Annotated in this window: 22 protein-coding genes; 11 read left to right on the top strand and 11 right to left on the bottom strand. The window is 71.9% G+C overall.

The window, feature by feature from the left end; translation table 11 throughout:
• Positions 1-14 precede the first annotated feature (14 nt).
• From DFJ66_RS02360 to DFJ66_RS02340, 5 genes are all read right to left on the bottom strand, one after another.
• On the bottom strand, positions 15-605 hold the full coding sequence (locus DFJ66_RS02360; RefSeq protein ID WP_170199086.1) for a hypothetical protein: 591 nt from the start codon (positions 603-605) through the stop codon (positions 15-17).
• Positions 602-2,215 (bottom strand): VWA domain-containing protein, encoded by a 1,614-nt coding sequence (locus tag DFJ66_RS02355; protein ID WP_121217495.1) that lies wholly within the window; start codon positions 2,213-2,215, stop codon positions 602-604. Before DFJ66_RS02355 ends, DFJ66_RS02360 begins: the two co-directional genes overlap by 4 nt.
• Positions 2,212-3,324 (bottom strand): toxic anion resistance protein, encoded by a 1,113-nt coding sequence (locus tag DFJ66_RS02350; protein ID WP_121217493.1) that lies wholly within the window; start codon positions 3,322-3,324, stop codon positions 2,212-2,214. The genes DFJ66_RS02355 and DFJ66_RS02350 overlap by 4 nt, the downstream gene beginning before the upstream one ends.
• A 1-nt stretch (position 3,325) precedes the next feature.
• Positions 3,326-4,393: a hypothetical protein gene (locus DFJ66_RS02345; protein WP_121217491.1), complete on the bottom strand. Its 1,068-nt coding sequence runs from the start codon at positions 4,391-4,393 to the stop codon at positions 3,326-3,328.
• 150 nt (positions 4,394-4,543) lie between these two features.
• Positions 4,544-5,542, bottom strand: a complete 999-nt coding sequence (locus tag DFJ66_RS02340) for a LacI family DNA-binding transcriptional regulator (protein ID WP_121217489.1) — start codon at positions 5,540-5,542, stop codon at positions 4,544-4,546.
• A gap of 102 nt (positions 5,543-5,644) precedes the next feature.
• Between DFJ66_RS02340 and DFJ66_RS02335 the strand changes: the two genes are divergently transcribed.
• A complete protein-coding gene (locus tag DFJ66_RS02335) occupies positions 5,645-6,418 on the top strand; it encodes an SDR family NAD(P)-dependent oxidoreductase (RefSeq protein WP_121217487.1) in 774 nt (257 codons plus the stop codon).
• Positions 6,419-6,465: 47 nt separating this feature from the next.
• Here the strand turns inward: DFJ66_RS02335 and DFJ66_RS02330 are convergent, their stop codons facing one another.
• Positions 6,466-7,599: a trypsin-like serine protease gene (locus DFJ66_RS02330; protein WP_121217485.1), complete on the bottom strand. Its 1,134-nt coding sequence runs from the start codon at positions 7,597-7,599 to the stop codon at positions 6,466-6,468.
• Between the two features lie 373 nt (positions 7,600-7,972).
• Here DFJ66_RS02330 and DFJ66_RS02325 point away from each other — a divergent pair, with 373 nt between their 5' ends.
• Positions 7,973-9,283 (top strand): pectate lyase family protein, encoded by a 1,311-nt coding sequence (locus DFJ66_RS02325; RefSeq protein ID WP_121217483.1) that lies wholly within the window; start codon positions 7,973-7,975, stop codon positions 9,281-9,283.
• 24 nt (positions 9,284-9,307) lie between these two features.
• Here DFJ66_RS02325 and DFJ66_RS02320 read toward each other — a convergent pair whose 3' ends face one another.
• Positions 9,308-11,314, bottom strand: a complete 2,007-nt coding sequence (locus tag DFJ66_RS02320; protein ID WP_121217481.1) for a neutral/alkaline ceramidase — start codon at positions 11,312-11,314, stop codon at positions 9,308-9,310.
• Between the two features lie 193 nt (positions 11,315-11,507).
• Between DFJ66_RS02320 and ligD the strand changes: the two genes are divergently transcribed.
• The 5 genes from ligD (at position 11,508) to DFJ66_RS02295 (ending at position 16,082) form a co-directional block, all read left to right on the top strand.
• The gene (gene ligD, locus DFJ66_RS02315) at positions 11,508-12,452 is read left to right on the top strand and encodes a non-homologous end-joining DNA ligase (RefSeq protein WP_121217479.1); all 945 of its coding nucleotides are present in this window, start codon (positions 11,508-11,510) and stop codon (positions 12,450-12,452) included.
• A 99-nt stretch (positions 12,453-12,551) separates the two neighbouring features.
• The gene (locus tag DFJ66_RS02310) at positions 12,552-13,769 is read left to right on the top strand and encodes a cytochrome P450 (protein WP_246029534.1); all 1,218 of its coding nucleotides are present in this window, start codon (positions 12,552-12,554) and stop codon (positions 13,767-13,769) included.
• A gap of 98 nt (positions 13,770-13,867) precedes the next feature.
• Positions 13,868-14,650 (top strand): ion transporter, encoded by a 783-nt coding sequence (locus tag DFJ66_RS02305; protein WP_121217475.1) that lies wholly within the window; start codon positions 13,868-13,870, stop codon positions 14,648-14,650.
• Positions 14,651-14,678: 28 nt separating this feature from the next.
• Positions 14,679-15,467, top strand: a complete 789-nt coding sequence (locus tag DFJ66_RS02300) for an SAM-dependent methyltransferase (RefSeq protein WP_246029533.1) — start codon at positions 14,679-14,681, stop codon at positions 15,465-15,467.
• A 39-nt stretch (positions 15,468-15,506) separates the two neighbouring features.
• Positions 15,507-16,082, top strand: coding sequence for a helix-turn-helix domain-containing protein (locus DFJ66_RS02295; protein WP_121230521.1), 576 nt, complete (start codon positions 15,507-15,509; stop codon positions 16,080-16,082).
• Positions 16,083-16,086: 4 nt separating this feature from the next.
• On the opposite strand, the gene DFJ66_RS02290 is transcribed toward DFJ66_RS02295, so the two are convergent.
• From DFJ66_RS02290 to DFJ66_RS02280, 3 genes are all read right to left on the bottom strand, one after another.
• Positions 16,087-16,707, bottom strand: a complete 621-nt coding sequence (locus tag DFJ66_RS02290; protein WP_121230519.1) for a class I SAM-dependent methyltransferase — start codon at positions 16,705-16,707, stop codon at positions 16,087-16,089.
• Between the two features lie 66 nt (positions 16,708-16,773).
• Positions 16,774-17,295 carry a hypothetical protein gene (locus tag DFJ66_RS02285; protein ID WP_147459153.1) on the bottom strand — a complete coding sequence of 174 codons (522 nt, stop codon included), beginning with the start codon at positions 17,293-17,295 and terminating at the stop codon, positions 16,774-16,776.
• A gap of 46 nt (positions 17,296-17,341) precedes the next feature.
• On the bottom strand, positions 17,342-18,271 hold the full coding sequence (locus DFJ66_RS02280) for an FAD-dependent oxidoreductase (protein WP_121217471.1): 930 nt from the start codon (positions 18,269-18,271) through the stop codon (positions 17,342-17,344).
• Positions 18,272-18,388: 117 nt separating this feature from the next.
• On the opposite strand from DFJ66_RS02280, the gene DFJ66_RS02275 reads away from it, so the two are divergent.
• From DFJ66_RS02275 to DFJ66_RS02260, 4 genes are all read left to right on the top strand, one after another.
• A complete protein-coding gene (locus tag DFJ66_RS02275) occupies positions 18,389-19,435 on the top strand; it encodes a chitinase (protein WP_121217469.1) in 1,047 nt (348 codons plus the stop codon).
• Between the two features lie 94 nt (positions 19,436-19,529).
• On the top strand, positions 19,530-20,189 hold the full coding sequence (locus DFJ66_RS02270; RefSeq protein WP_147459152.1) for an HNH endonuclease family protein: 660 nt from the start codon (positions 19,530-19,532) through the stop codon (positions 20,187-20,189).
• 10 nt (positions 20,190-20,199) lie between these two features.
• Positions 20,200-20,577, top strand: coding sequence for a hypothetical protein (locus DFJ66_RS02265; protein WP_211350937.1), 378 nt, complete (start codon positions 20,200-20,202; stop codon positions 20,575-20,577).
• A 74-nt stretch (positions 20,578-20,651) separates the two neighbouring features.
• A complete protein-coding gene (locus DFJ66_RS02260; protein ID WP_121217465.1) occupies positions 20,652-22,112 on the top strand; it encodes an aldehyde dehydrogenase family protein in 1,461 nt (486 codons plus the stop codon).
• Here DFJ66_RS02260 and DFJ66_RS02255 read toward each other — a convergent pair.
• On the bottom strand, positions 22,100-23,236 hold the full coding sequence (locus DFJ66_RS02255) for an MFS transporter (protein ID WP_121217463.1): 1,137 nt from the start codon (positions 23,234-23,236) through the stop codon (positions 22,100-22,102). The genes DFJ66_RS02260 and DFJ66_RS02255 overlap by 13 nt on opposite strands.
• Positions 23,237-23,241: the final 5 nt, after the last annotated feature.

The raw sequence follows: 23,241 nt of genomic DNA, 5'->3' as shown, positions 1-23,241 counted from the left end.
ATTCGACATCAGCGTCAGTCGTGCTGGTCGCGCAGGTACCGGCCGTGGTCGGACTGGCGGTGCACGTCCGAGGCGTAGAAGCGCTCGGCCAGCTGTCGGGCCTGGCCCTCCAACAGCTCCAGCTGTGCGACCAGCTCGTCGGCCGCGCCGCGTTGGGCCGACAGCCACCACGGCAGGTTGAGGTAGGTCTGCACGGACAGCGGCAGGTCCGTGCGGGCCAGGCGGACCAGGTCGTGGCGGACGTCGGGGTCGCCGGCCAGCCGGTCCGGCTTGCCGAGCATGTCGTCGAGGACCTCCGCGACCCGGCGGACACTGTCCACGGTGGATGCCGGCATGCGGGAGGCCTGCGCGGTGACGTCTCCGACCAGGCTGGACAGGTCGGCGCGCACCTGGCCGGCCTCGGTGGTCGCGTCGACCGGCACCAGGTGCACCTTCTCCGGCGGGGCCAGCAGCGCGCCGACCCCGTACAGGCCCGCGACCACCGCCGGCCACCACGAGCCGACCACGCCGGTCAGGTGCAGGGCCACGCCCAGCAGGCCGCCGACGCAGCCGACCAGGTTCTTGGTCGAGCCCAGGTAGCGGATCAAGCCCCGGTTGCGGATCATTGGTAGCCGCGGATCTCCTTGAACACGTCGGACAGCTGCGTGGCGCGGGCGTCGAAGACCTTGCCGCCGGTCAGGTCCGCGACCCGGCCCAGCTCGTCGCTGCTGCCCTCGCCGAACAGCACGGTGAACACCGGCACCCGCCGGACCTGCGCGGGCACGCGGGAGAAGCCGCTCTCGAACCCGGAGAAGTCCCGGCCGTTGGCGTTCTCGCCGTCGGTCATCAGCACGATCGAGTGGAACCGGTCGGGGTCCTTGGCCAGCAACGGCTCCAGCACCTCGTAGGCCCGGTCGAGGCTGTCGTAGATGGCGGTGCCGCCGCCCGCCTGCAGGCCGCCGGCGAAGGCCTTGATCTCGTCCAGCACCGCCTGCGGGTCCTGCTCGGGGACGACGAACGTGCGCGGCTGCTGCGGCGTGGTGTTGAACGGCATGATCGTCACCTCCTCGCGGTTGCGGAAGCCGCGGAAGCGGCCGGTGAGCGAGGAGTCCGCGCCGGTCAGGCCGACCAGGGACGCGCGCAGCGCTTCGATCCGCTCCCCCGCCATCGAACCGGACGTGTCCACCACGTACAAGGTGCGCGACGGGCGGCGGATCTTGTTGAAGTACGCCGACAGCAGGGCGTCCACGGCGTCGCGGGTCGCCGGGAACGGCAGTTCCACCAGGTCCTTCGCGGTGAACTGGGCGCCCAGCTCGACGCCGGGCACGACCGGGCGGCGGTGGGTGGTCTCGGCGATGCGGCGCTGCACGTCGGGGGTGCGCAGGTGGTCGGTGAGCCGCTGGTGGGCGCCGCGGGCGTCGTCGCCGGCGCCGGTGAGCAGGGTCAGCGGGTAGTCGGCGGTGACCACGCCGTCGCTGGGGTGGATGATCGTCAACGGCTCGGGCAGGCCGCCGGAGGCGTTGAGCGACAGCAGCACGGACTCGTAGTTGATCAGCCCGTCGATCCTGGTGCCGGGGTCCTGCGCGCGCTTGCGGAACGCGTCGGACAGCCAGCCCGACGACCCCGACGACAGGGCCTGGGCGCTGAAGAACTCGGTCAGCTTCGGCGTCACGGCGGCGACCTGGTTCGCGTCCACCGCGTTGCCCGCACCCGCCAGCGCGGAGGCCACGCCGACCAGGGCGGAGAACCCGGAGTTGGACGCGGACGGGTCGGTCATGCCGTAGGTGAACGCCTTCTGCCCGGCCTTCTCGGCGATCTCGGCCCACCCGACCGGGCGGTCCGCGAAGCCCAGCCGCCGCGCGGCCGAGGTGGACAGGCCCAGCACCACGGGCGAGGCCATGATCTTGACCTGGTTGCCCAGGCGCTTGGCGGCCTCGGGGATCGCCGCCGGGTACCGGTTGGAGGAGAACCACACGGCGTCGTAAGCGCCGTCCGCCGCGCCGGAGGCCAGCGACTCCGCGCCCTCCAGCGTGCCGGTGAAGCTGAACTTCACGCTCACGCCGGTCGCCTTGGCCGCCTCCTCCAGCACGGGCTGCATGTCGGCCAGCTCGCTGCCGGCCAGGACCCGCAGCGTGCCGGGTTCGGCCGGGCCGACCGGCTGCCCGGGGTTCGGGTCGTCGTCCGTGCACGCCGCCAGCAGCCCCGCGGCCAGCAGCAGCGCCAGTGCCTTCCTCATCGGTCCCCCTCGTGCGAGCGCCGCAGGTGGTCCTCGGCGCGGCGGATCTCCCCCGACAGCGACTCGACGGTCGCGGCCATCGCCCGCACCGCTTCGGCCCGGTGGCCGTCCACGGCGTCCAGGGCGGCGTAGATCCGGTCGAACGACGCCCGGATGGTCTCCGCGGCCACCGCCGGGTCGCTGGAGGCGCGCTGGATCTCCGCGCCCTGCAACCCGATGAGCTCGGTGTTGGCGCGGATCAGGCCGTCGGTGGTGGCGCGCAGGGCGGCGACCTCGTCCAGCACGTCCCGCTGGTTGACCAGGGCGGAGGCGATGACCAGCGCGGTGCGCAGCGCGGTCATGGTGGTGGTCACCGCGCGTTCGACGCCCCGGATCAGCTCGTCGTTGTTGCGGCGCACCAGGTCCAGCGCGAGGTAGCCCTGGGCGCTGACCGCGAGCTGGGTGAGCAGGTCCTGGTGGCGCTGGCGGATCGGGTGCAGGGCGTCGGCGCGCAGGGTCTGGGCGCGTCCGGGGTCGGTCAGGTCGAACACGTCGGCCTGCCGCTCGACCGCCGCGTCCACGGCGCCGGCGAACGCGGCGGCCTCGGCCAGCCGGGTCATCGCCTGCCACAGCCGTTCCCGCTCGCCCTTCACGGCGGCGTTGTCGCGGCGCAGGGCGTCCTGGCGCTGCCGCAGTTCCAGCACCAGCGCCTGCACGGGTTCGTGGGCGGCGCGGTAGCGGTCCAGGGCCTTCTTCGCCGCCCCGGCGGCCGGGAACACGCCGAGCAGCTTGCGGCCGGTCAGCGGCAGCTTCGCCGGGTCCAGCTCGTTCACCGTGCGGCGCAGGCCGGCGAGGGTGGTGGTGATCGGGTTGCGCGGGGTGGAGTGCTCGGTGACCGCGCGGTCGAGCAGGGTGCGCGCGACGCCGGCGGCCGTGCGCATGTCCGCCTCGCCGACCGCCAGCAGTTCCTCCAGCCGGTCGGCGAAGTGCGGTGACCGGACGTCGAGTGCTTGCAGCCGCTCGGCGAACTCCGCGGCTCTTCGGGCGATGTCCTCGCGGGTCTGCGGGTCGAGCGCGACCAGTCCGACGGCGTGCTCGGCGGTGACCGGTTCGATGGGCTGCTCGGTCATGTCAGTACTGCTTCTTCACCTCGTCGAGCAGCCGTTCGAGCGTCTCGAACGACGGCGGCTCGACCGCGTCCACCAGGTCCGCCGGCGCCTTGCCCTGCGCGACCTCGGCGAACAGCTTCGGGTTGGTGGTGCGGAACCCGAAGGTCGCGGCGAGGCGACCCAGGTCCGGGTCGGTGGCCAGCAGCTGGCCGACACGGTCACCGTTGGGCGACAACGGGATCAGCGTGTGCTTGGAGTACACGGTGGGTGCCGTGTAGAGCATGCGCATGTCCGGGCGGATGGAGCCGTCGGCGCGGATCAGGCGGTCCACGTACTGCGACTCGTAGACCAGCGCCATCGGGGTCTTGCCCATGCCGGCGGACAGGTAGTCCTCGAACGGGCCCTCGGTGCTGTTCTGGGTGTAGCCCTGGTCGAGGAACAGCTTCGAGATGCGCGGCAGCACCTTGGCCTCCTGCTCGGCGCTGCTGACCACCGCGTTGCCGTTGGCCACGAACGACACGATCGCCAGGTACATGGCGGCCGAGTTGGACTCGCGCGGGTCGGTGGTGGTGATCAGGACGTTCTTGCGGGCGGGGTAGGCGGTGTTGCCGGGGAGCTGGTCCCAGCGCTTGTCGGACAGTTCCAGGTACTTGGCGATGTCGAGCACCTGGTAGTCGCCCGCGCCCTTGCGCACCGCGCCGTTGGCTTCCAGGAGCTGCACGATGGGCTCGAAGGTCGCGACCGCCATCGGCGACTGGAACGGCGTGTGCACCGTGGTGACCTTGCGGTCGCGCTGGATCTTCTGCGCGGCGGGCGAGGAGGAGGGGAACGCGAACTCGTACTTGCCCAGGTCGACGGTGGTGGCGATCTGGCGGGACCCGGCCGTGTCGACCTCGACCTTGAGCTTGTGCTTGGCGAAGGCCTCGACCACGCGCGGGTCGGTGAAGAAGGCCTGCTTCTCGGAGCCGATCACGCCCCGCACGGTGGTGAGCTGCTCTTGGGGCTGCTCGTCGTCGCCTCCCCAGACCACCACCGCCACGACGGCGAGCAACAGCACCACGGCCAAGCCGATGGACAACCGGCGCTTCACGGCCTACCCCCCTCGTCCCCAGTCGCTCGCGATCTTGCATCCCGTTCGACTCGTTTGACGCTCGAACGGGGCATGGTCGGGTGAACCCTTGGTGAACGGAGGAAGTCGAGTCGGAACGGCGAGCCGGTCTGTCGAGGGGTGAGGGTCCGGTCACCGGCGGCTGGACTCGCGGACCACCAGCTCGGGCCGGAACTGGACGTGCCGGTGCCGGTGCTCGGCCGGCGCCATCGTCTCCTCGATCACCAGGGACGCGGCGGTGCGGCCGATCAGTTCGCGTGGCTGGCGCACCGAGGTCAGCGGCACGGCCGCCGCCGCGGCGAAGTCGATGTCGTCGTAGCCGACGACGGCCATCTCCGCGGGCACCCGCACGCCCTCCCGCACCAGCACCTGGAGCAGTCCCAGTGCGACCAGGTCGTTGGCGCAGAACACCGCCTCGGGCCGGACCTCCCGGTCCAGCAGCGCCCGCGCGACGCGCTGCCCGGCGGCGACGTTGAGCGCGGGCACGCGCAGCTCCTCGACCTCCAGTCCGGCCACGTGCGCGGCCTCCCGCGCGCCGACCAGCCGTTCCCGCGCCTGGTGCAGGCTCTCCGGCCCGTTGACCATCACGATCCGCCGGTGGCCCTCGGTGATCAGGTGCGTCACGGCCAGCCGCCCGCCGGCGCGGTCGTCCACGGCCACCGAGCACAGGTCCGGGTTGTCGGTCGGGTGGTCCAGCAGCACCACCGACAGGCCGCGTTCGCGCAGCCTGCGCACCGGGGCGTCGGTGTCCACGGGCGTGATGAGCACCCCGTGCACGCGCTGCTCGGCCAGCAGTTCGACGTGCCGGGCCTCGCGTTGCGCGTTGTCGTCGCTGTTGCACAGGATCACCGCGTGCCCGGCGTCGCTGGCGGTGTCCTCCACGCCGCGCGCCACGTCGGTGAAGAACGGGTTGCCCACGTCCAGCACGACCAGGCCGATGGCCCGGGGTGTGCCCGAGCGCAGCTGGCGGGCGGCGTCGTTGCGCACGAACCCCAGTTCGCTGATCGCGCCGAGCACCCGTTCCCGGGTCGCGGGCGCGACCAGGTCGGGCCGGTTGAGCACGTTGGACACGGTGCCCACCGACACCCGCGCCCGCGTCGCGACGTCGCGGATGCTCACCGGTGCCCCCACCGCACTACCCCTCCCGTTCGGGGAAAGCGGGGAGTGTACCCATCGGCACCGCTCCCACGTGCGGGTTCGCGGAATGCGCAGGTCGTGGTTGCATCTGCGGGTATGGGCGAGGTGGCGGTGGTGACCGGGGCGGCGCGCGGGTTCGGGCTGGGGATCGCGCGGCGGCTGGCCGAGCGCGGGTACGCCGTGGTGGCGACGGACGTGGACCCGGTGGTCGAGGAGGTCGTGTCGCGGTTCGGCGCGCACGGAGTGGTGGCCGACGTCCGCGATCCCGCCGCGCACCGGGCGGTCGCCGACGCCGCGCGGCGGTACGGCCGGGTCGCGGTGTGGGTGAACAACGCGGGGGTGCTGGCCACCGGGCCGGTGTGGGAGCAGGACGACGACGTGGTGCGCAGGATGGTCGAGGTCAACCTGCTCGGCGTGGTCCACGGCTCACGGGTGGCCGTGGAGACCATGCGCGGAAGCGGCGGGCGCATCCTCAACATCGCCTCCATGTCCGCCTACGGGCCGGTGCCGGGCCTGGCGGTGTACGCGGCGACCAAGGCGGCCGTGCTGAACTTCGGTACCAGCCTGCAAGGCGACCTGGACCTGGCGGGCGTCCCGATCCGGGTGCACACGCTGTGCCCGGACGCCGCCGACACCGCGATGGTCGACCGGGTCAGGGACGACGAGGACTCCGCGATCCTGTTCTCCGGCGGCGGGCTGCTGCCACCCGACGAGGTCGCCGACGCGGCGGTGGCGCTGCTGGACGGGCGGCGACTGGTGCGGGCCGTCCCCGCGCACCGGGCGGGCATGGCGCGGCTCGGGGCAGTGGCGCCCTCGGTGGGCTTGCGGGTGTTGGCGCTGATGCGGAAGTGGGGCGAGAAGCGGCGGTGAGAAATGCGGTGGCACGCCCTCGTGCCACCGCATTTCCCGTGACCGGATCAGGAGGTCAGCAGGGTGACGCCGTAGTAGTTCGCGGCGTCGACGACCGGCTGGTAGTAGGAATAGGAACCGGTGGCGTTCGAGCCCTGGTTCCAGCCGCAGTCGTGGCCGTCGGCCGGGCCGCCGGAGGTCATGCCCTGGGCGGTGTTGCCGGCGATGTACGCGCCACCGCTGTCACCGCCCTCGGTGCACACCGTGGAGCGGGCCAGGCCCTTGGTGGACGTGCTCTGACCGGAGTAGCGGACGGTGTAGTTGTAGCCGGAGATCGTGCCGCAGGTCCAGCCGGTGGTGTTGCCCGCCTTGCACAGCGAGGTGCCCACCGGGGCCTTGGACATGCCGCGCACGGCGACCGTGGTGCCCTTGCGGGTGTCGACGTAGGCGCGCTGGGTGTCCTCCGCGTCGACCGACATCAGGCCCATGTCCGCGGACGGGAAGCGGGTGGCGATGCCCTTGCCGATGTGGGTGCCGTTGGCGTCCAGGATGTCCGGGTTGCCCACGACGCAGTGACCAGCGGTGAGCAGCACCTTCTGGCCGTTGCGGGTGCCGTTGAAGCCCAGCGAGCAGTTCGTGCCGGGCACCAGGTCCATGATCCGGCCCGGCACCACGTCGGCCTGCGGGGCCAGGCGCGCGGCGCCCCGCTCCACGGCCACGCCGTCGATCCGGGACAGCTTCGCGACCAGCGCGGACGAGGCGTCCGGCTCGACGGTGACGACGACCCGGTCGGCCACCAGGTCCGGCCCGAAGGCCTGCACCTGGGTGACGTCCGAGCCGATGACCTGCTCGACGCGGGCGGCCAGGGCGTCGAGGGCCTTCTCGCCGCGCACGCCGGTGCGCGCGGTCAGGCCCGCCGAGGACACGGCGGCGGCGTCGGTGGTGTTGACCACGAGCGTGCCGGACCGGTCGAAGTACGCGCCGTCCACGGACACGCCGCGGTCGCGCAGGTCGGCCAGCGTGCCGGCCTGGGCCTTCTCGCGGTCGAGGCGGTCGGCGGCCTGGGCGGGCGTGGTGCCCAGTTCGGCGGCCAGTGCGGAGAGCATCGCCGGGTCGTAGTCCGGCGCTGCGGAGGCGGTGGGGGTCAGCAGGGCGGCCCCGACCGCGACGCCCACGAGGGCGCCGAGAGTGCGGATCTTCATCGTTTTGTCAGCTTTCGTCGCAGGGTTCGACAAAACTGGTGGTGGCGGCAGGGAAAATCACCGGGAATGCCCGCGGTGACATTCCTGTGACGCCGGTCCGGCGGATTCCGCCGGACCGGCGCAACGTTAACCCGGCCAAACGGTCCGGCCACACCTACGAAAGTAGGCGGGTGACTCCGCACGGTGCCGTTCACCTCCTCGACCAGCCGACCGGTTCAACGACGTGAACTTTCTTGCAGGTTTCGAAAGGGTTGCGTTAGCGTGCCGGACTGGGAGCGCTCCCAGCTTGTTCACCTGCATGAACTCACCTTTGACACGCAAGGAGGCGTGCATGGGATCGCTTGAGGCGAATCGTTCCCGCACGGTTGTGAGAATGGTGGCGGTGGCCGCCGCGGCCCTGGTCCCGGCGGCACTGGTGCTCGTGGGGGGCGCCAGTGCCGGCGCGGCGACCGGGTGCCGGGTCGACTACAAGGTGACCAACCAGTGGCAGGGCGGGTTCGGCGCGGAAGTGGTGGTCACCAACCTCGGTGACCGCCTCGACGGCTGGACCCTGAAGTGGGACTTCGGCGCGGGACAGCGGGTCGACCAGGGCTGGAACGGCACCTTCAGCCAGTCCGGGAGCACGGTGACGGTGACCAACGCGTCGTGGAACGCCGGGCTGGGCACCGGCGCGACGGCGGCCCTCGGGTTCAACGGGACGTGGACGGGCAGCAACCCCGCCCCGACGTCGTTCACGCTCAACGGCGTGGCGTGCACGGGGTCCACCACGACGACGAGCACGACCACGACCACCACCACGACGACCACGACCACGGGCACCCCGCCGGCGCCGACCGGTCTGGTCGGCTGGGCCACCCAGAACGGCGGCACGACCGGTGGCGGGTCGGCGGCGGCCGTGTCGGTCAACTCCGCGTCGGCGCTGGCCTCGGCCGTGTCGGGCACGGGTGCGGCGGTGGTCCGGGTGACCGGGTCGTTCTCGTGCTCGGGGATGATCCGGGTCGGGTCGAACAAGACCATCCTGGGCGCGTCCGGGGTCACCATCACCGGGTGCGGCCTGACGCTGAGCGGGTCGAAGAACGTCGTCGTGCGCAACCTGACCTTCACCGGGTGGGACGACGACGCCATCAACGTCGAGTCCGGCTCGACCAACGTGTGGATCGACCACAACACGTTCAGCAACGGCTACGACGGCGCGGTGGACATCAAGCGGGCGTCGGACTACGTGACCGTGTCGTGGAACCGGACGTTCAACCACGGCAAGACGATGCTGCTGGGCCACAGCGACGACAACGGTTCCCAGGACCGCGGTCACCTGCGGGTCACCTACCACCACAACTTCTTCGACGGGTCGAACACGCGGCACCCGCGGGTGCGGTTCGGCAACCCGGTGCACGTGTTCAACAACTACTACCGGGACAACGAGTACGGCGTGGCGTCCACTTGCGAGGGTGGCGTCCTGGTGGAGGGCAACTACTTCGAGAACGTCGACGAGCCCACGCTGGTCGGGTACGCCGGGTCGCCGGCGGGGACGTTGGTGCAGCGCAACAACTTCTTCGTCGGCTCGGGCGCGCCGCAGGCGTCCGGGTCGGTGGGCGCGATCCCGTACTCGTACACGCTGGACAACGCGGCCGACGTGAAGTCGATCGTGTCGGCGGGTGCGGGCGCGGGAAAGATCACGGTGTGATCGGGTCCCGGTCGACCGCGGTGGTCAGGTCACGGTGAAGGGGCGGGTGGTGCCGGTGAAGGGCGTGATCGCGCCGGTCCACCCGCTCTTCCAGTCGCCGTGGTGGACCAGGCGGTAGGTGCCGGGCGGGGTGTCGGCGGGGATGGTCCAGGTGATCGTGGCCTCGGAGTTCGCGATCCCGTGGCGCTGCCAGCGGTAGCGGGTGGACCAGTCGCCGTCGTCGGCCACGCGGGTCCAGGTGCCGTCGACCAGGCGTTGGACCTCGAGGAAGGTGCCGTTGCGGCGCAGGTCGTTCTTGGGGTGGCCGGTGACGAAGACGGCGGTGGCGGTCTGGCCGCGGGTGTAGGTGGCGGCGGGTTCGGTCAGGACCTGGCCGAAGGTGTGCCAGGGGGCCTTGTCGTCGAACACCACGCCGGTCTGGAGGTTGAGGTCGGTGAACGGCGGCTTGCCGGGCGTCGGACCGGCCGGGACGGGCGTGCCGGCCCGCAGGGAGGCGGCGAGCTCGCCGAACTCCTGCTGGTAGGCGGGGGTGGTGTTGCGGCCGAACAGGGTCGAGCCGCCCTCGTACTGCTGGAGGTCGTACTCCTCCGGGGTGGTGACGTACTGGCTGTAGTCGTTGGCGTAGCCCTGGATCAGGACGTCCTCCAGCGGCACGCCCAGCTCCGCCGCGACGGACCGCCGGATGCGCAGGCCGGCGACGATGGTCACCTCGCCGGGGACGGCGACCAGGTGCAGTTGCCCGATCCGGACGATCTGGAGGGGCAGGACGTCCGGGGTGGCCTGCACCAGGCCGGTCGGGACGACGGAGGCCTTGGGGTACTGGCAGTCCTTGAGCCACTGCGGGACCTCGACGCCGAGCGGTTCGAGCAGGGACTTGATCGGGCTCTGCATGCCTTCGGTGAAGCCGGGGAGGGCCGGGCCGTCCTCGGTGCTGCCCGCGAAGGTGGACGCGCCGACCACGCCGGAGCACGTGCGGCCGGGCTGCCCGTCGGTGGTGTAGCGGCCGTCCACGGCGACCGCGCCCATGTCCACGAACCGCATGCGGTAGTCGACGCCGCCGGTCAGCGGGGTCTGCGGGCCGGCGAAGATCTCCTGGGCCTTGCGGTTCTGGCGTTCGCCGATGATCCGGGTGTTCTCCACCTCGTCCTCGGTCGGGCCGGAGCCGGGGCGCAGGTTCAGGTTGGGCGACATGTCGCCGGCGTTGGTGTTGGGGAAGGCGGCGACGAAGCCGGGGCTGGTGTCGAGGTAGCGGACGCCGGCGTCGTCGTGCTCCCACTGGTAGGACGCGTAACCCTTGTTGTCCGGGCTGATCAGGGTGTTGGCGTTGGTCATGGACGTGTTGTGGGTGGCGAACCACGAGATCGCGCCGACGTCCTTCGCGCCTTGGCGCAGGCGGAGCACGGTCATGGCCGGGTCGATGGCGTCGGGGAAGTGGGCCTTGTCGGGGTTGCGCTCGAAGGCGGTGCGGGAGCGGTTGACGCTGGCGTCGGTGAGCTCGCCGCGGTTGATCGACAGTGAGCCCGGCTTGAGGTCTTCGTGGGCCTTGATCACGGATTCGGCGATGCCGTCGGTGACCGCGGCCAGGGTTTGGGGTTGCATGCCGAGGATGGAGAGGTTGTAGGCGAGGTTGTGCGAGAAGCCGCCGGGGCCGGCGTGGGTGTGGGTGGCCGAGAGCAGGACGTTCTCGCGGGTGTAGAGGGTGCCGTAGCGGGCTTGGAGCTTGGCCAGCACGCCTTCCTGGACGGCGCGGAAGATCATGGCGAGGTCGGCGTTGACGTAGGCGACCCGTTTCGCAGTCGACCGGTCGACCACCACGTAGGCGCGGGAACGTTGGCGCTGGTGGATGCCGGTGGTCTTCTGGTCGAACTTGGAGTAGCCCATCATGCCGTTCTCGGCGGCGGGGCCGGTGACGTCGGAGATGCCGCGGCCGACGAGGTAGGGCTCGGTCGTCTCGGCTTGTGCGGCGGGCAGCCCGGCGAGCACCAGCACCGCGGCGAGGCAGGCGAGCACGGACGTGACGGTCGACCTCATGCGCCGCTCCCCGGTACGCGAATCCGATTCACCTTTACTGGACGGTAGGTGATCGCAGCCACATCCGGCAACCCCCGACGCCGCGCCCGCCTCCCCCGCCCGCCCCAGCCCTGCTGCCCGCCGCACCCGCGCGAGAGCCCGTCCCGGCGGTGGTTCGCTGTGCCGAGGGCGGTTTCGGGTTAGGTTTCCGGGTATGGGCCAGTCGCCTGCTGTCGAACTGGAGGTCGGGGATCGCACCGTGCGGATCTCCAACCCGGACCGCGTCTACTTCCCCGCCCGCGGCGAGACCAAGCTCGACCTTGCCCACTACTACCTCTCCGTCGGCGACGGGATCGTCCGCGCCCTCCGCGAACGGCCGTGCATGCTGCACCGGTTCCCGTCCGGGGTCGGTGGCGAGAAGGTGCACCAGAAGCGGTTGCCGGCCGGGGCGCCGCCGTGGGTGCAGACCGTGCGGGTGCACTTCCCCCGCTACAACCGGCACGCCGACGAGCTGTGCGTGACCGACGTCGCCGACGTGGTGTGGGCGGTGCAGATGTCCACGGTGGAGTTCCACCCGTGGAACTCGCGCCGCGCCGACACCGAGAAGCCCGACGAGTGGCGGATCGACCTCGACCCCATGCCGGACTGCCCGTTCTCCCGCGTCCAGCGGGTCGCGCACGTGGCGCGCGAGGTGTTGGACGAGCTGGGCGCGGTCGGGTGGCCCAAGACCTCCGGCGGGCGGGGCCTGCACATCTACGTGCGGATCAAGCCCGAGTGGGGGTTCTCCGAGGTGCGGCGGGCGGCGTTGGCGTTCGCGCGGGAGGTCGAGCGGCGGGCGCCCGACGACGTGACGACCGAGTGGTGGCGGCGTGATCGCGACCCGCGCGACCTGTTCGTCGACTACAACCAGAACGCCCGCGACCACACCATCGCCGCCGCGTACTCGGTGCGCGGCAACCCCGAGGCCACCGTCTCCACCCCGCTGCGCTGGGACGAGGTCGACGACGTGGACCCGCGCGACTGCACCATCGCCACCGTGCCGGCCCGGTTCGCCGAGCTGGGCGACCTGCACGCGGGCATCGACGATTCGGCCTTCTCGCTCGAGCCGCTGCTGGAGTGGGCCGACCGCGACGGCGTCGAACCGCCGGAGGAGGCCTGACCCACGCGGACGTGAACACGTCTCGGGTTACTCCGGATGCGCGGCGAATCCCTCGTCTGGCCCGCGCCCCGCGCGCGCCGGCCGGGCCAGACTGCGGACATGAGCGATTCAGCCATCGCGCCGCCCGCGTTCGACCTGTTCACCCCCGAACTCATGGCGAACCCGCACCCGGTGCTGCACCAGCTCCGCGCGCACGCCCCCGTGCTGTGGGTCGAGCCCCTCAACGGCTACCTGCTGACCCGCCACGCCGACATCGTCGCTACCCTCAAGGACCGCAGGCTGGTCCCGGCCAACATGGGACAGGGCCTGGACCGGCTGAGCCAGGAAGAACGCGACGAGCTCGCCCCGCTCCTGCAGTCCGTGCGGCTGTGGATGGGGCACACGAACGAAACCGACCACGTGCGCTTCCAGCAGCTGCTCAAGCGCTACTTCACCCCGTCCACGGTCAACAAGCTGCGCCCGCGGGTCCGGCAGCTGGCCGAGGAGCTGATCGCGGCGGTCAAGGACCAGGGCCGCATGGACGTCGTGCGGGACCTGGCCTACCCGTTGCCCGCCAACGTGATCGCCGAGATGCTCGGCATGCCCACCGACGAGCGCGAGAAGCTCCAGGCGTGGTCCAGGGACATCCTGGCCATCTTCGCTCCCGCCGACATGGACAACCTGCGCCGGTGCCAGCGCAGCATTCTGGAGATGCAGGACTACGTGCGCGGCCTGGTCGCCGCTCGCCGCGAGGACCCGCGCGACGACCTGATCAGCATGTTCGTCGCCGCCGAGGCCGAGGGCGTGGTGAACGAGGACGAGATCGTCGCCAACTGCGTGCTCCTGCTGTTCGCCGGCCACGAGACGACCGCGAACCTCATCGCCAACGGTCTGGTCCTGCTGTTCGAGAACCCCGACCAGTACGCGCTGCTCAAGGAGAAGCCCGAGCTGATGGGCAGCGCGGTCGAGGAGATGCTGCGCTACGACGGCCCGGCGAGCATGATCCTGCGCGTCACCGCCGAACCGGTGGAGATCGGCGGCCAGGAGATCCCGGCGGGCAAGGTCGTCTACCTGGCGATGCTGGCCGGCAACCGCGACCCGGAGGTGTTCGCGGACCCGGACAGGTTCGACATCACCCGCTCCGCCAACCGGCACACGGCCTTCGGCCTGGGCGCGTTCTACTGCCTGGGCGCGGCCCTGGCGCGGATGGAGGCCGACGTGTGCTTCACCGTGCTGCGGGAACAGGTGCCGGACCTGCGACCGGACTACGAGGAGGTCGACTGGGTGTTCACCCAGACCGCGCAGCGCCGGCTGGGGTCGTTGAACGTCACGTTCTAGCGGTTTTGTCGATCACTCGGGCAGGTGAACCGGCTCAAGTCCTCGCACCCACCCGCCGATTGGGGGTCGTTGTCCCATCGGGCGAGGAGTGGTGACGGATGACAGTGCGCGAACGGGTCGCCGAGGTCGTGGACGGCAAGCGGTGCCAGCGGTTGATCATCGCGGTGATCGTGGTCAACGCCGTGGCGCTGGGGTGTGAGACGTCGCCGACGTTGGTGGCCGGGTTCGGCGGGCTGCTCGCCGCGGTGGACCACATCGCGCTGGCGGTGTTCGTGGTCGAGTTGGCGGCTCGGCTGTTCGCGCACCGGGCGCGGTTCTTCCGCGATCCGTGGAACCTGTTCGACTTCGTCGTGGTCGGGGTGTCGCTGCTGCCGGCGGCCGGGCCGTTGTCGGTGGTCCGGTCGTTGCGGATCCTGCGGGCGCTGCGGTTGGTGTCGATGGTGCCGAGCATGCGCCGGGTGGTCAGCGCGCTGGTGCGGTCGGTGCCGGGGCTGCTGTCGTTGACCGGGTTGCTCCTGTTGCTGCTCTACGTGGGCGCGGTGATCGCGCACAACCTGTTCGCGCGGGCCGGGGACGAGCGGTTCGCCGACCTGGGTGCGACGATCCTGACGCTGTTCCAGATCACCACCGGTGACGGGTGGTCGGACGTGATGCGCGACCTGATGGTGCAGCAGCCGCTGGCGTGGATCTTCTTCGTCTGCTACCTGCTGGTCGGCACGTTCACCATGCTGAACCTGTTCATCGCCGTGGTGTGCAGCGCGATGGAGTCCGATTCGGACGCGCCGGACCAGCGGGTGCTCAAGGAGGTGCAGGCGTTGCGGGAAGAGCTGCGCCTGCTGTCCGCGGGTGCCCGGATCCCGGAGCACGTCAGCCGCAATTGAGTCGACGGGCTCGGGCGGTGTGGCTAGCGTGCGGCGGGTCCCGATCTCGCCGCACCGCCGGGGGTTCCGCTTGGACCTGCACCGCAGCTTCACCATCCGCGAAAGCCACCACCGCGTCCACAACCCGTTCGACGACGTCAAGCTCGCCACCCTCGGCGCGGCGCTGCGGCTGCCGCCGGGCACGTCCGTGCTGGACCTGGCGTGCGGTACCGGCGAGCTGCTGTGCACGTGGGCGCGCGATCACGGGGTGGCCGGGGTCGGCGTGGACATCAGCACCGTCTTCCTGGCCTCCGCGCGAACCCGCGCGGAGGAGCTGGGCGTGGAGTCGCGGGTGTCGTTCGTGCACGGCGACGCCGCCGGGTACGTGGCCGAGCAGCCGGTCGACGTGGCCGCGTGCATCGGGGCGGCGTGGATCGGCGACGGCGTGGCGGGGACCGTGGACCTGTTGCGCCGCAGCCTGCGGCCCGGCGGGATGGTGCTGCTCGGGCACCCGTACTGGCGGCGCACACCCGAGGACGAGGACACCGCGCGGGCGTGCCACGCCGGCTCCACCGCCGAGTTCCTGCCGCTGCCGGAGCTGCTCGCGCAGTTCGGGGACCTGGGTTGCGACGTGGTGGAGATGGTGCTGGCCGACCAGGACAGCTGGGACCGCTACGTCGCCGCCCAGTGGCTCAACACCCGGCAGTGGCTCGACGCCAACCCGGACGACGAGCTGGCCGAGCAGATGCGGGCCGTACTGCACAGGGGTCCGGTGCAGTACGTCCGCTACCAGCGGGAGTACATGGGCTGGGGCGTGTTCGCGCTGCTGGACCGCTAGGGTTTGCCCGGCGGTTGCCGGTTCGGCAAGCTGGGCGGCGTGGACGACTTCGACGACGTGCTCAAGGCGGTCGGGCCTCGGCTGCGGGCGATCCGCAAGCAGCGCGAGGTGACGCTGGCCGAGCTGGCGGCCGAGACGGGGATCTCGGAGAGCACGCTGTCCCGGCTGGAGAGCGGGCAGCGGCGGGCGAACCTGGAGCTGCTGCTGCCGCTGGCCCGCGCGCACGGCGTGCCGCTGGACGAGCTGGTCGGCGCGCCGAACACCGGTGACCCGCGGGTGCACCTCAAGCCGGTGCGGCGGGGCGGGCGGACGATCATCCCGCTGACCCGGCGGGCGGGCGGGTTGCAGGCGTTCAAGATGATCATCCCCGGGGTGCGGGCGCACGTGGAGCCGGAGCTGCGCGTGCACGAGGGGTACGAGTGGATGTACGTGCTGGACGGGAAGCTGCGGCTGTACCTGGGTGAGCAGGACCTGGTGCTCAAGCCGGGCGAGGCGGCCGAGTTCGACACCCACGTGCCGCACTTCTTCGACGCCGCCGACGCCCACCCGGTGGAGCTGCTGACCCTGTTCGGCCAGCAGGGCGAGCGGGCGCACCTGCGCGCCCGCTCGCGCTGAGGCCTCACCTCAAGCGGCGGACCCGCACCACGTTGTCGGCGCGGGTGCCGGGCTGGCCCTCCGGCCCGTTGTGCTCGCGCTCGACCACCTCGTCGGTCTCCACCACCCAGTCCTCGTCCAGGTCCAGGGCGGCCAGGACGTCGGCGGTGGTCGGGAAGCGGTAGTCGGCGTGCGGGTGGTCGTGCTGCCACGACGGCCAGCCCGCGTGCCCGGCGACCACCAGCACCCCGCCGGGCGCGACGGCGTCCTTGGCGCGCTTGAGCACGGCGTCGCGCTCGCCCTCGCGTTCCACCGGCGAGTGCAGGAACTGGGCGGACACCAGGTCGAACTCGCCGTCCGGGAAGGACTCGGCGAGGTCGTGGCGTTCGAAGGCGATCTCGACCCCGGCCTCCTCGGCGCGCGCGGCGGCTCTGGCCAGGGCGGTGGCGGAGATGTCGACGCCGGTGACCCGCCACCCGCGCGCGGCGAGCCAGACGGCGTCACCGCCCTCCGCGCACCCGAGGTCCAGGGCGGTGCCGGGTGGCAGGTCGCGGACCTCGCGCTCCAGCAGCGGGTTGACCCGGCCGCTCCACACCTGGTCGCGGTCGAGGTAGAAGGTCTCCCAGTACTCTTCGGCAGTCGTCATGGCCGCACTGTGCACCGGCGTCGCCGAGGGGTGCCACATTTCTTGCCGATCCGGCAAATGCGCGGGTCAGGGGCGGGGTGTGCGGACGGCGACCGTCGCGACGTCCTTCAGCAGCTCCGGGGTGGGTTGGCCCTTCACCGGCTCGGACTCGGCGATCACGACGGTGGTGTCCAGCAGCTGCGAGTCGTAGTGGTGGGCGGTGAAGGTGATCGGGTCCAGTTGGAGCAGGGACGGCGAGAGCGGGCTGATGTCGCCCGTGCCGTGGACGTCCTCCACGCGCTTCCACTCGGCCGCCGCCTCCGGGCGCTCGAACTGCACCCACGCGGCGGACACCGCGATCAGCGTGCCCTTGTCGTCCCGCACGGTCATCAGCAGCCGGGTCAGGGACACGCACGGAGTGGTGGTCAGCAGGTCGTGGACCTGGCCGAACGAGTGGGACACGCACTCGGGGTCGTCCTGGGTGACCCGGTCGACCACCTCCAGGCCCAGCGCCCGCCACGGTTCGTCGTCGGGCGCGGCCAACCCGCCGGCACCGGCCGCCACCACGCCCGCCAGCGCCGCCGCGGCCACCACGCCACCCGTTCCCACGTCCGCGCACCCCCTCTCCCCCGGGATGTTGCCCGTCCCGGCCCACTCACAAACCGGTCAGCCGCACGACGTCTTCGGCGCAGCCCCAGGACAGCGTGACACCCGAGCCGCCGTGGCCATAGCACGAGATCACCACTTTGCCGTCGCGCTCGACCCGGTCCACCCGGACCGCGGGCCGGACCGGCCGCAACCCGACCGCGCGGGACACCACGGGTGCACCGGCGAGCGAAGGGACCAGGGCGTGGACGCGCGCCAGGATGGCGTGTTCGACCTCGGGTGACGGGGTGAGGTCGGTCGCTCCCTCGTCGGCGGTGCCGCCGCACACCACGTTGTCGCCGCGCGGGATCACGTAGGTCAGGCCGGCGGGGTTGTCGTCGTCGACCAGCCAGCGGGTCAGGCCGGGGTTGGCCAGCCGGACCACCTGCCCGCGCACCGGTACCAGGGTGTCGTCGCCGAGCAGGTCGCCCGAGCGCAGACCGGCCGCCACGACCACGGTGTCCTGCGGCAGTTCGGCCGGCCGCGCGACCTCGTGCGAGCGGAACGACACGCCGGCCGACGCGCAGCGCTGCACCAGCCACGCCAGGTAGGTCGGCATGGTGACGACCGGCAGCGTGCAGACCAGGCCGGACAGCACCCCGGGCGGCAGGTCGGTGGCCGGCCGGTGGTCGGGGACGGCCGCGGTCCACGACAGGTCCGGGTCGGGGGTGCGGTGCAGGACGACTCCCTCCCGCCACGCCACGCCGGTCGCCGGATCACGGGCCAACTCCGCGAAACGGCGCAACGACACCTGCCCCCAGCGCAACACGGCGTCGGCCGGCGCGGCCCGGTACGGGAACCACAGGCCGCCCGCCACCGCCGACACCGTGTCGGCCGGCCCGGTCGCCGACACCACCTCGACCCGGTGCCCCTCCCCCGCGAGCCGCAGCGCGCAGGTCAGGCCGATCACCCCGCCCCCGACCACCGCGATGTCACCCATGCCCGCCGTGTTACCAGAGGTTGCGCCTTTCGTCGGGTTGTGGCGCGCTCGGCGGCCCTGCTTCCATGGGTTTTCCGATAGATCACTTCTGGCCGCCGGGATTGGACATGGGCAGAGATGACCCATCGGATGTGGAGGCTGCTCGCCTTCGCGGCGGCGGCCCTGCTCACCACCTCCCTCACCAGTGGTGTCGGGCACGCGGCTGAGGACGTGTGCGCGGTGAAGTCCCGGCCCGCGGGCAAGGTGCTCCAGGGCTACTGGGAGAACTGGGACGGCGCGAAGAACGGCGTCCACCCGCCGCTGGGCTGGATCCCGATCACCGACAGCCGGATCGCGGCCAACGGCTACAACGTGGTCAACGCGGCGTTCCCGGTGATCCGCTCCGACGGCACGGTGCTGTGGGAGGACGGCATGGACACCGACGTCAAGGTCGCCACCCCGGCGGAGATGTGCGCGGCGAAGGCGGCCGGGGCGACGATCCTGATGTCCATCGGCGGCGCGGCGGCGGGCATCGACCTGAGCTCGTCGGCGGTGGCGGACCGGTTCGTCAACACCGTCGTGCCGATCCTCCAGCGGTACAACTTCGACGGCATCGACATCGACATCGAGACCGGCTTGGTGGGCAGCGGGAACATCAACTCGCTGTCGCCGTCGCAGGCCAACCTGATCCGGATCATCGACGGCGTGCTGGCGCGGATGCCCGCGAACTTCGGCCTGACCATGGCCCCGGAGACGGCGTACGTGACCGGCGGCAGCATCGTGTACGGGTCGATCTGGGGCGCGTACCTGCCGATCATCAAGAAGTACGCCGACAACGGCCGCCTGTGGTGGCTGAACATGCAGTACTACAACGGTTCCATGTACGGGTGCTCGGGCGATTCCTACCAGGCGGGCACCGTGCAGGGGTTCACCGCGCAGACCAACTGCCTGAACAAGGGCCTGGTCGTGCAGGGGACGACGATCCGGGTGCCGTTCGACAAGCAGGTGCCGGGCCTGCCCGCGCAGCCGGGCGCGGGTGGCGGGTACATGTCGACCAGCCAGGTCGCGCAGGCGTGGAACGCGTTCGGCGGGCAGCTCAAGGGGTTGATGACCTGGTCGATCAACTGGGACGGGTCGAAGGGCTGGACGTTCGGGCGCAACGTGAAGTCGTTGCAGGGCAGGTGATCCGCTGACCGGCGCACGGCGTTGCACCGGTCGGAGCCGTTAGGCGGGTCGCGGGGCACGGGTACCTCACGGGTGAGTCGCCTTGGAGGTGCCCGTGTCCCGTGCTGTGCTGGTACTGGTCGCGTTGGTGGTGGCGGGGTGCGGTTTCGCGCCCGGACAGGGGACGCCGGTCGACAAGGTGCCGGAGGGCACGGTGGACACCGCGACCGCGCGGGTGCAGTTGGGGGCGCTGGCGGTGGCGGAACCCGGTGGCATGGACGGGTACGTGCGGGACTGCGACAACGGGGCCGCGTGCGTGTTCGGGCGGCCCTGGTCCGATGTGGACGGTGACGGGTGCGACCAGCGCAGCCAGGTGTTGGCGCGGGACCTGGTCGGGGTGGTGCGCAAGGACGGGCGGTGCGCGGTGAAGGAGGGCACGCTGCACGACCCGTACACCGGGCAGACCGTGACCAGCGTGTCCAAGGTGCAGATCGACCACGTGGTGCCGTTGGCGGAGATGTGGCGCAGCGGCGCGGCGGGGTGGCCGCCGGAGCGGCGGGTGCAGGCGGCCAACGACCTGCGCAACCTGGTGGCCGTGCAGGGGAAGGTCAACCAGGACAAGGGTGATCGCACGCCCGACGAGTGGATGCCGCCCAACCCGGGGTACGCGTGCCCGTACGCGCGGATCTACGTCGGGGTGAAGGCGGCGTACGGGTTGTCGGTGCGGGCGTCGGAGCGGGCGGCGCTGGAGCGGGTGCTGGCGGGCTGTCCGTAAGCTGTCGGACGTGGTGCGCGCGTGGGTGCTGCTGCTCGCGGCGCTGCTGGTGGTCGGCGCGGTGAACCACGTGGCGGACTTCGTGCGCGGCGGGTGGGTGCCCTACCCGTGGGCGCCGGGCTGGGTGAACGGGTATTGGACGTCGCTGGCGGTGCTGGACACCGTGGCGGCGGCGCTGCTGGTGTGGTGGCGGCGGGCGGGGTTGGACCTCGCGGTGGTGATCGCGGTGACGGACCTGGCGGCGAACCTGTACGCCCTGCACGGGTCCTCCTTCGCGGACGAGCCGGGACTGCAGCGGTTGACCGCGTTCACAGTTCTCGTGGTGGTGTCGGTGCCCTTCGTGCGTCCGAAGCTCCGTGCGCGCACGACCAAACGGCGTACACATTGACACAACCCGATCACCGCATTTGTGCCTAGGCTCGACGCACCGACCAATCCCTGCCTTGGTCAGGAGGCACACCCATGACCATCCACCGCACCCTGCTGATCGGCAGCGAGGAGATCCCCGCCGCGTCCGGCCGCACCGTGGACGACATCGCCCCGTACACCGGCGAGGTGTACGCCACCGTCGCGGCGGCCGGCGTCGAGGACGTGACCCGGGCCGTGGACGCGGCGGACCGGGCGTTCGGCGAGTGGGCCGAGTTGGGGCCGTTCGCGCGACGGCGGTTGCTGATGGACGCGGCCGACGCGTTGGACGCGAGGGCGGACGCGGCGGTGGAGCTGATGGCGTCCGAGGTGGGCGGGACGCAGCCGTGGGCGCGGTTCAACGTGTTCCTGGCGGCGAACATCCTGCGCGAGGCGGCGTCCTCGGTGACCGCGCCGCGCGGGGAGGTGCTGAGCGCCGAGGAGCCCGGTGCGTTGGGGTTGGCGGTGCGGGAGCCGGTCGGGGTGGTGGCGGCTTTCGCACCGTGGAACGCGCCGTTGATCCTGGGGGCGCGGGCGTTCGCGGCTCCGTTGGCGGCCGGCAACACCGTGGTGCTCAAGGCGAGCGAGGAAGCGCCGGTGGCGTCCGGGTTGTTCCTGGCGGACGTGATGCGCGAGGCCGGGTTGCCGGCGGGGGTGCTCAACGTCGTGACCAACGACCCGGTGGACGCCGCGGTGGTGGGTGAGGCGTTGATCGCGGATCCGCGGGTGCGGGTGGTGAACTTCACCGGGTCCACGGGGGTCGGGCGGGTCGTCGGGGCGTTGGCGGCTTCGCACCTGAAGCCGGCGGTGTTGGAGTTGGGCGGGAAGAACTCGATCGTCGTGCTGGACGACGCCGACCTGGGGCACGCGGTGGACGCGGCGGTGTTCGGGGTGTTCATGAATTCGGGGCAGATCTGCATGTCCGGTGACCGGGTGCTGGTGCACTCGTCGGTGGCGGCCGAGTTCACGTCCCGGTTCGTCGAGCGGGTGGCGGCGCTGCCCCACGGCGACCCCCGTGCGCCGGAGACCGTGATCGGGCCGTTGGTGAACGCGGCGGAAGCTCGGCGGGTGGCCGGTCTGGTCGCGGACGCGCGTGCCAAGGGGGCTTCGGTGCTCGTCGGCGGCGGCGCGCCGGACGGGGCCGTGCACCCGGCGACGGTCGTGACCGGGCTGACGCCGGAGATGGAGCTGTACCGGGCGGAGGCGTTCGGGCCGGTGTGCGCGGTGGAGGTGTTCGGGTCGGACGAGGAGGCGGTGGCGCTGGCCAACGCCACCGAGCACGGGTTGACCTGCGGGATCGTGACCGAGAACGGGACGCGGGGGCTGCGGCTGGCGCGGCGGGTGCGGACGGGGATCGTCCACGTGAACGACCAGACGGTGGCGGACGAGCCGCAGGCACCCTTCGGCGGGGTGGGGGCCAGTGGGTACGGGCGGTTCGGGGGGCGGTGGGGCGTGGAGGCGTTCACGACCACGCGGTGGGTCACGCTGGCGACCCGGCACGCGCACTACCCGTTCTGAGCGCGGGGCCGGCCGACCGCCACCGCCGCGGTGCCCAGGACGGCGGTCAGGGCCAGGAGCCCGCCGCTCAACGTGGTCGCCGTGGCGATGGCGCCTACCAGGAGGGGGCCGCCGGCGTCACCCAGTTCCCGGCCCACCTCCGCGCTGCCCATTGTCTGGCCCAGGTGTTCGGGCTCGGTGGCGGCGGCCAGGGCGGCGAAACCCAGCGGGGTGGCCGCGCCTGCTCCTGCGCCGATGGCGATGGCGGCGGCGAAGAGGGCGATCAGGCCGGGCACGGTGGCGGCGACCGCGTACCCGGCGGCGGCGACCAGCAGGCCGGTGGCCATGCCGGTGGTGTCGTGGAGGCGGCCGGTGTCCCGGGCCTTGCCCACCAACGGCTGGATCAGGGCTGCGGCCGCGGCCATGCAGGACACGGCCGCGCCGGACACCAAGGGACCCCATGACGCCGCTTGCACGGGGAGGAAGCCGACGCCCACCGCCACAGCGGCGGTCGTGGCGGACAGGGCCGCTGTGGGGCGGAGGAAACCCGGGCTGGTCAGGCGGCGGGTCAGGTCCCTGAGGGTCTGGCGGGTCTTGGGGAGCGGGGGGACCGCCGGGACGGCGAAGGCCGCCCAGATGGCGACCGTCAGGGCTACCGCGGCCAGGGCGGCGAAGAGGGCGGTGAAGCCGCCGAAGGAGATCAGGACTCCGCCCAGGAGCGGGCCCGTGGTGTAGCCCAAGCCCTTCCACGCGCCGTAGCCGCCGAAGGCCCGGCCGTGGTGGGTCGTCGGGGTCAGGCGGGCCACCAGGGCGCTTGCGGCCGGGGAGAAGGCGGCCGCGGAGGCACCCTGGGCCAGGCGGGCCACGCCCACGGTGGCGGGGTTGCCGGAGATCACGAAAGCAGCTGAGGCCAGGGTGAAGGCGAGCAGGCCGCCCAGGAGGACCGGGCGGGGGCCGATGCGGTCGGCCAGGGAACCGAACAGGGGCTTGAGGACGATCTCCGCGCCGTCGTAGACGGCCAGCAGCAGGCCCAAGGTCAACAAGGAGGCGTGGGTGTAGCCGCCCAGGCCCGCGGCGATGCCGTGCGCGCCGAAGGCGGTGACGAAACCCGCCGCGTACAGGGGGGCGGTGGCGCGGTGGGACACGGGGC

The sequence above is a fragment of the Saccharothrix variisporea genome (assembly GCF_003634995.1).
In the GTDB taxonomy this organism is placed as follows: domain Bacteria; phylum Actinomycetota; class Actinomycetes; order Mycobacteriales; family Pseudonocardiaceae; genus Actinosynnema; species Actinosynnema variisporeum.
Note: the sequence above shows the minus strand (reverse complement) of the source record. Positions and strands in the feature narration are given on the sequence as shown.

Bases quoted from the DNA above. Each gene is read 5' to 3' on its own strand.
- DFJ66_RS02360 (WP_170199086.1), bottom strand. From the start codon at position 605: ATGATCCGCAACCGGGGCTTGATCCGCTACCTGGGCTCGACCAAGAAC.
- DFJ66_RS02355 (WP_121217495.1), bottom strand. From the start codon at position 2,215: ATGAGGAAGGCACTGGCGCTGCTGCTGGCCGCGGGGCTGCTGGCGGCG.
- DFJ66_RS02350 (WP_121217493.1), bottom strand. From the start codon at position 3,324: ATGACCGAGCAGCCCATCGAACCGGTCACCGCCGAGCACGCCGTCGGA.
- DFJ66_RS02335 (WP_121217487.1), top strand. From the start codon at position 5,645: ATGGGCGAGGTGGCGGTGGTGACCGGGGCGGCGCGCGGGTTCGGGCTG.
- DFJ66_RS02330 (WP_121217485.1), bottom strand. From the start codon at position 7,599: ATGAAGATCCGCACTCTCGGCGCCCTCGTGGGCGTCGCGGTCGGGGCC.
- DFJ66_RS02325 (WP_121217483.1), top strand. From the start codon at position 7,973: ATGGTGGCGGTGGCCGCCGCGGCCCTGGTCCCGGCGGCACTGGTGCTC.
- DFJ66_RS02320 (WP_121217481.1), bottom strand. From the start codon at position 11,314: ATGAGGTCGACCGTCACGTCCGTGCTCGCCTGCCTCGCCGCGGTGCTG.
- ligD (WP_121217479.1), top strand. From the start codon at position 11,508: ATGGGCCAGTCGCCTGCTGTCGAACTGGAGGTCGGGGATCGCACCGTG.
- DFJ66_RS02310 (WP_246029534.1), top strand. From the start codon at position 12,552: ATGAGCGATTCAGCCATCGCGCCGCCCGCGTTCGACCTGTTCACCCCC.
- DFJ66_RS02305 (WP_121217475.1), top strand. From the start codon at position 13,868: ATGACAGTGCGCGAACGGGTCGCCGAGGTCGTGGACGGCAAGCGGTGC.
- DFJ66_RS02290 (WP_121230519.1), bottom strand. From the start codon at position 16,707: ATGACGACTGCCGAAGAGTACTGGGAGACCTTCTACCTCGACCGCGAC.
- DFJ66_RS02280 (WP_121217471.1), bottom strand. From the start codon at position 18,271: ATGGGTGACATCGCGGTGGTCGGGGGCGGGGTGATCGGCCTGACCTGC.
- DFJ66_RS02275 (WP_121217469.1), top strand. From the start codon at position 18,389: ATGACCCATCGGATGTGGAGGCTGCTCGCCTTCGCGGCGGCGGCCCTG.
- DFJ66_RS02260 (WP_121217465.1), top strand. From the start codon at position 20,652: ATGACCATCCACCGCACCCTGCTGATCGGCAGCGAGGAGATCCCCGCC.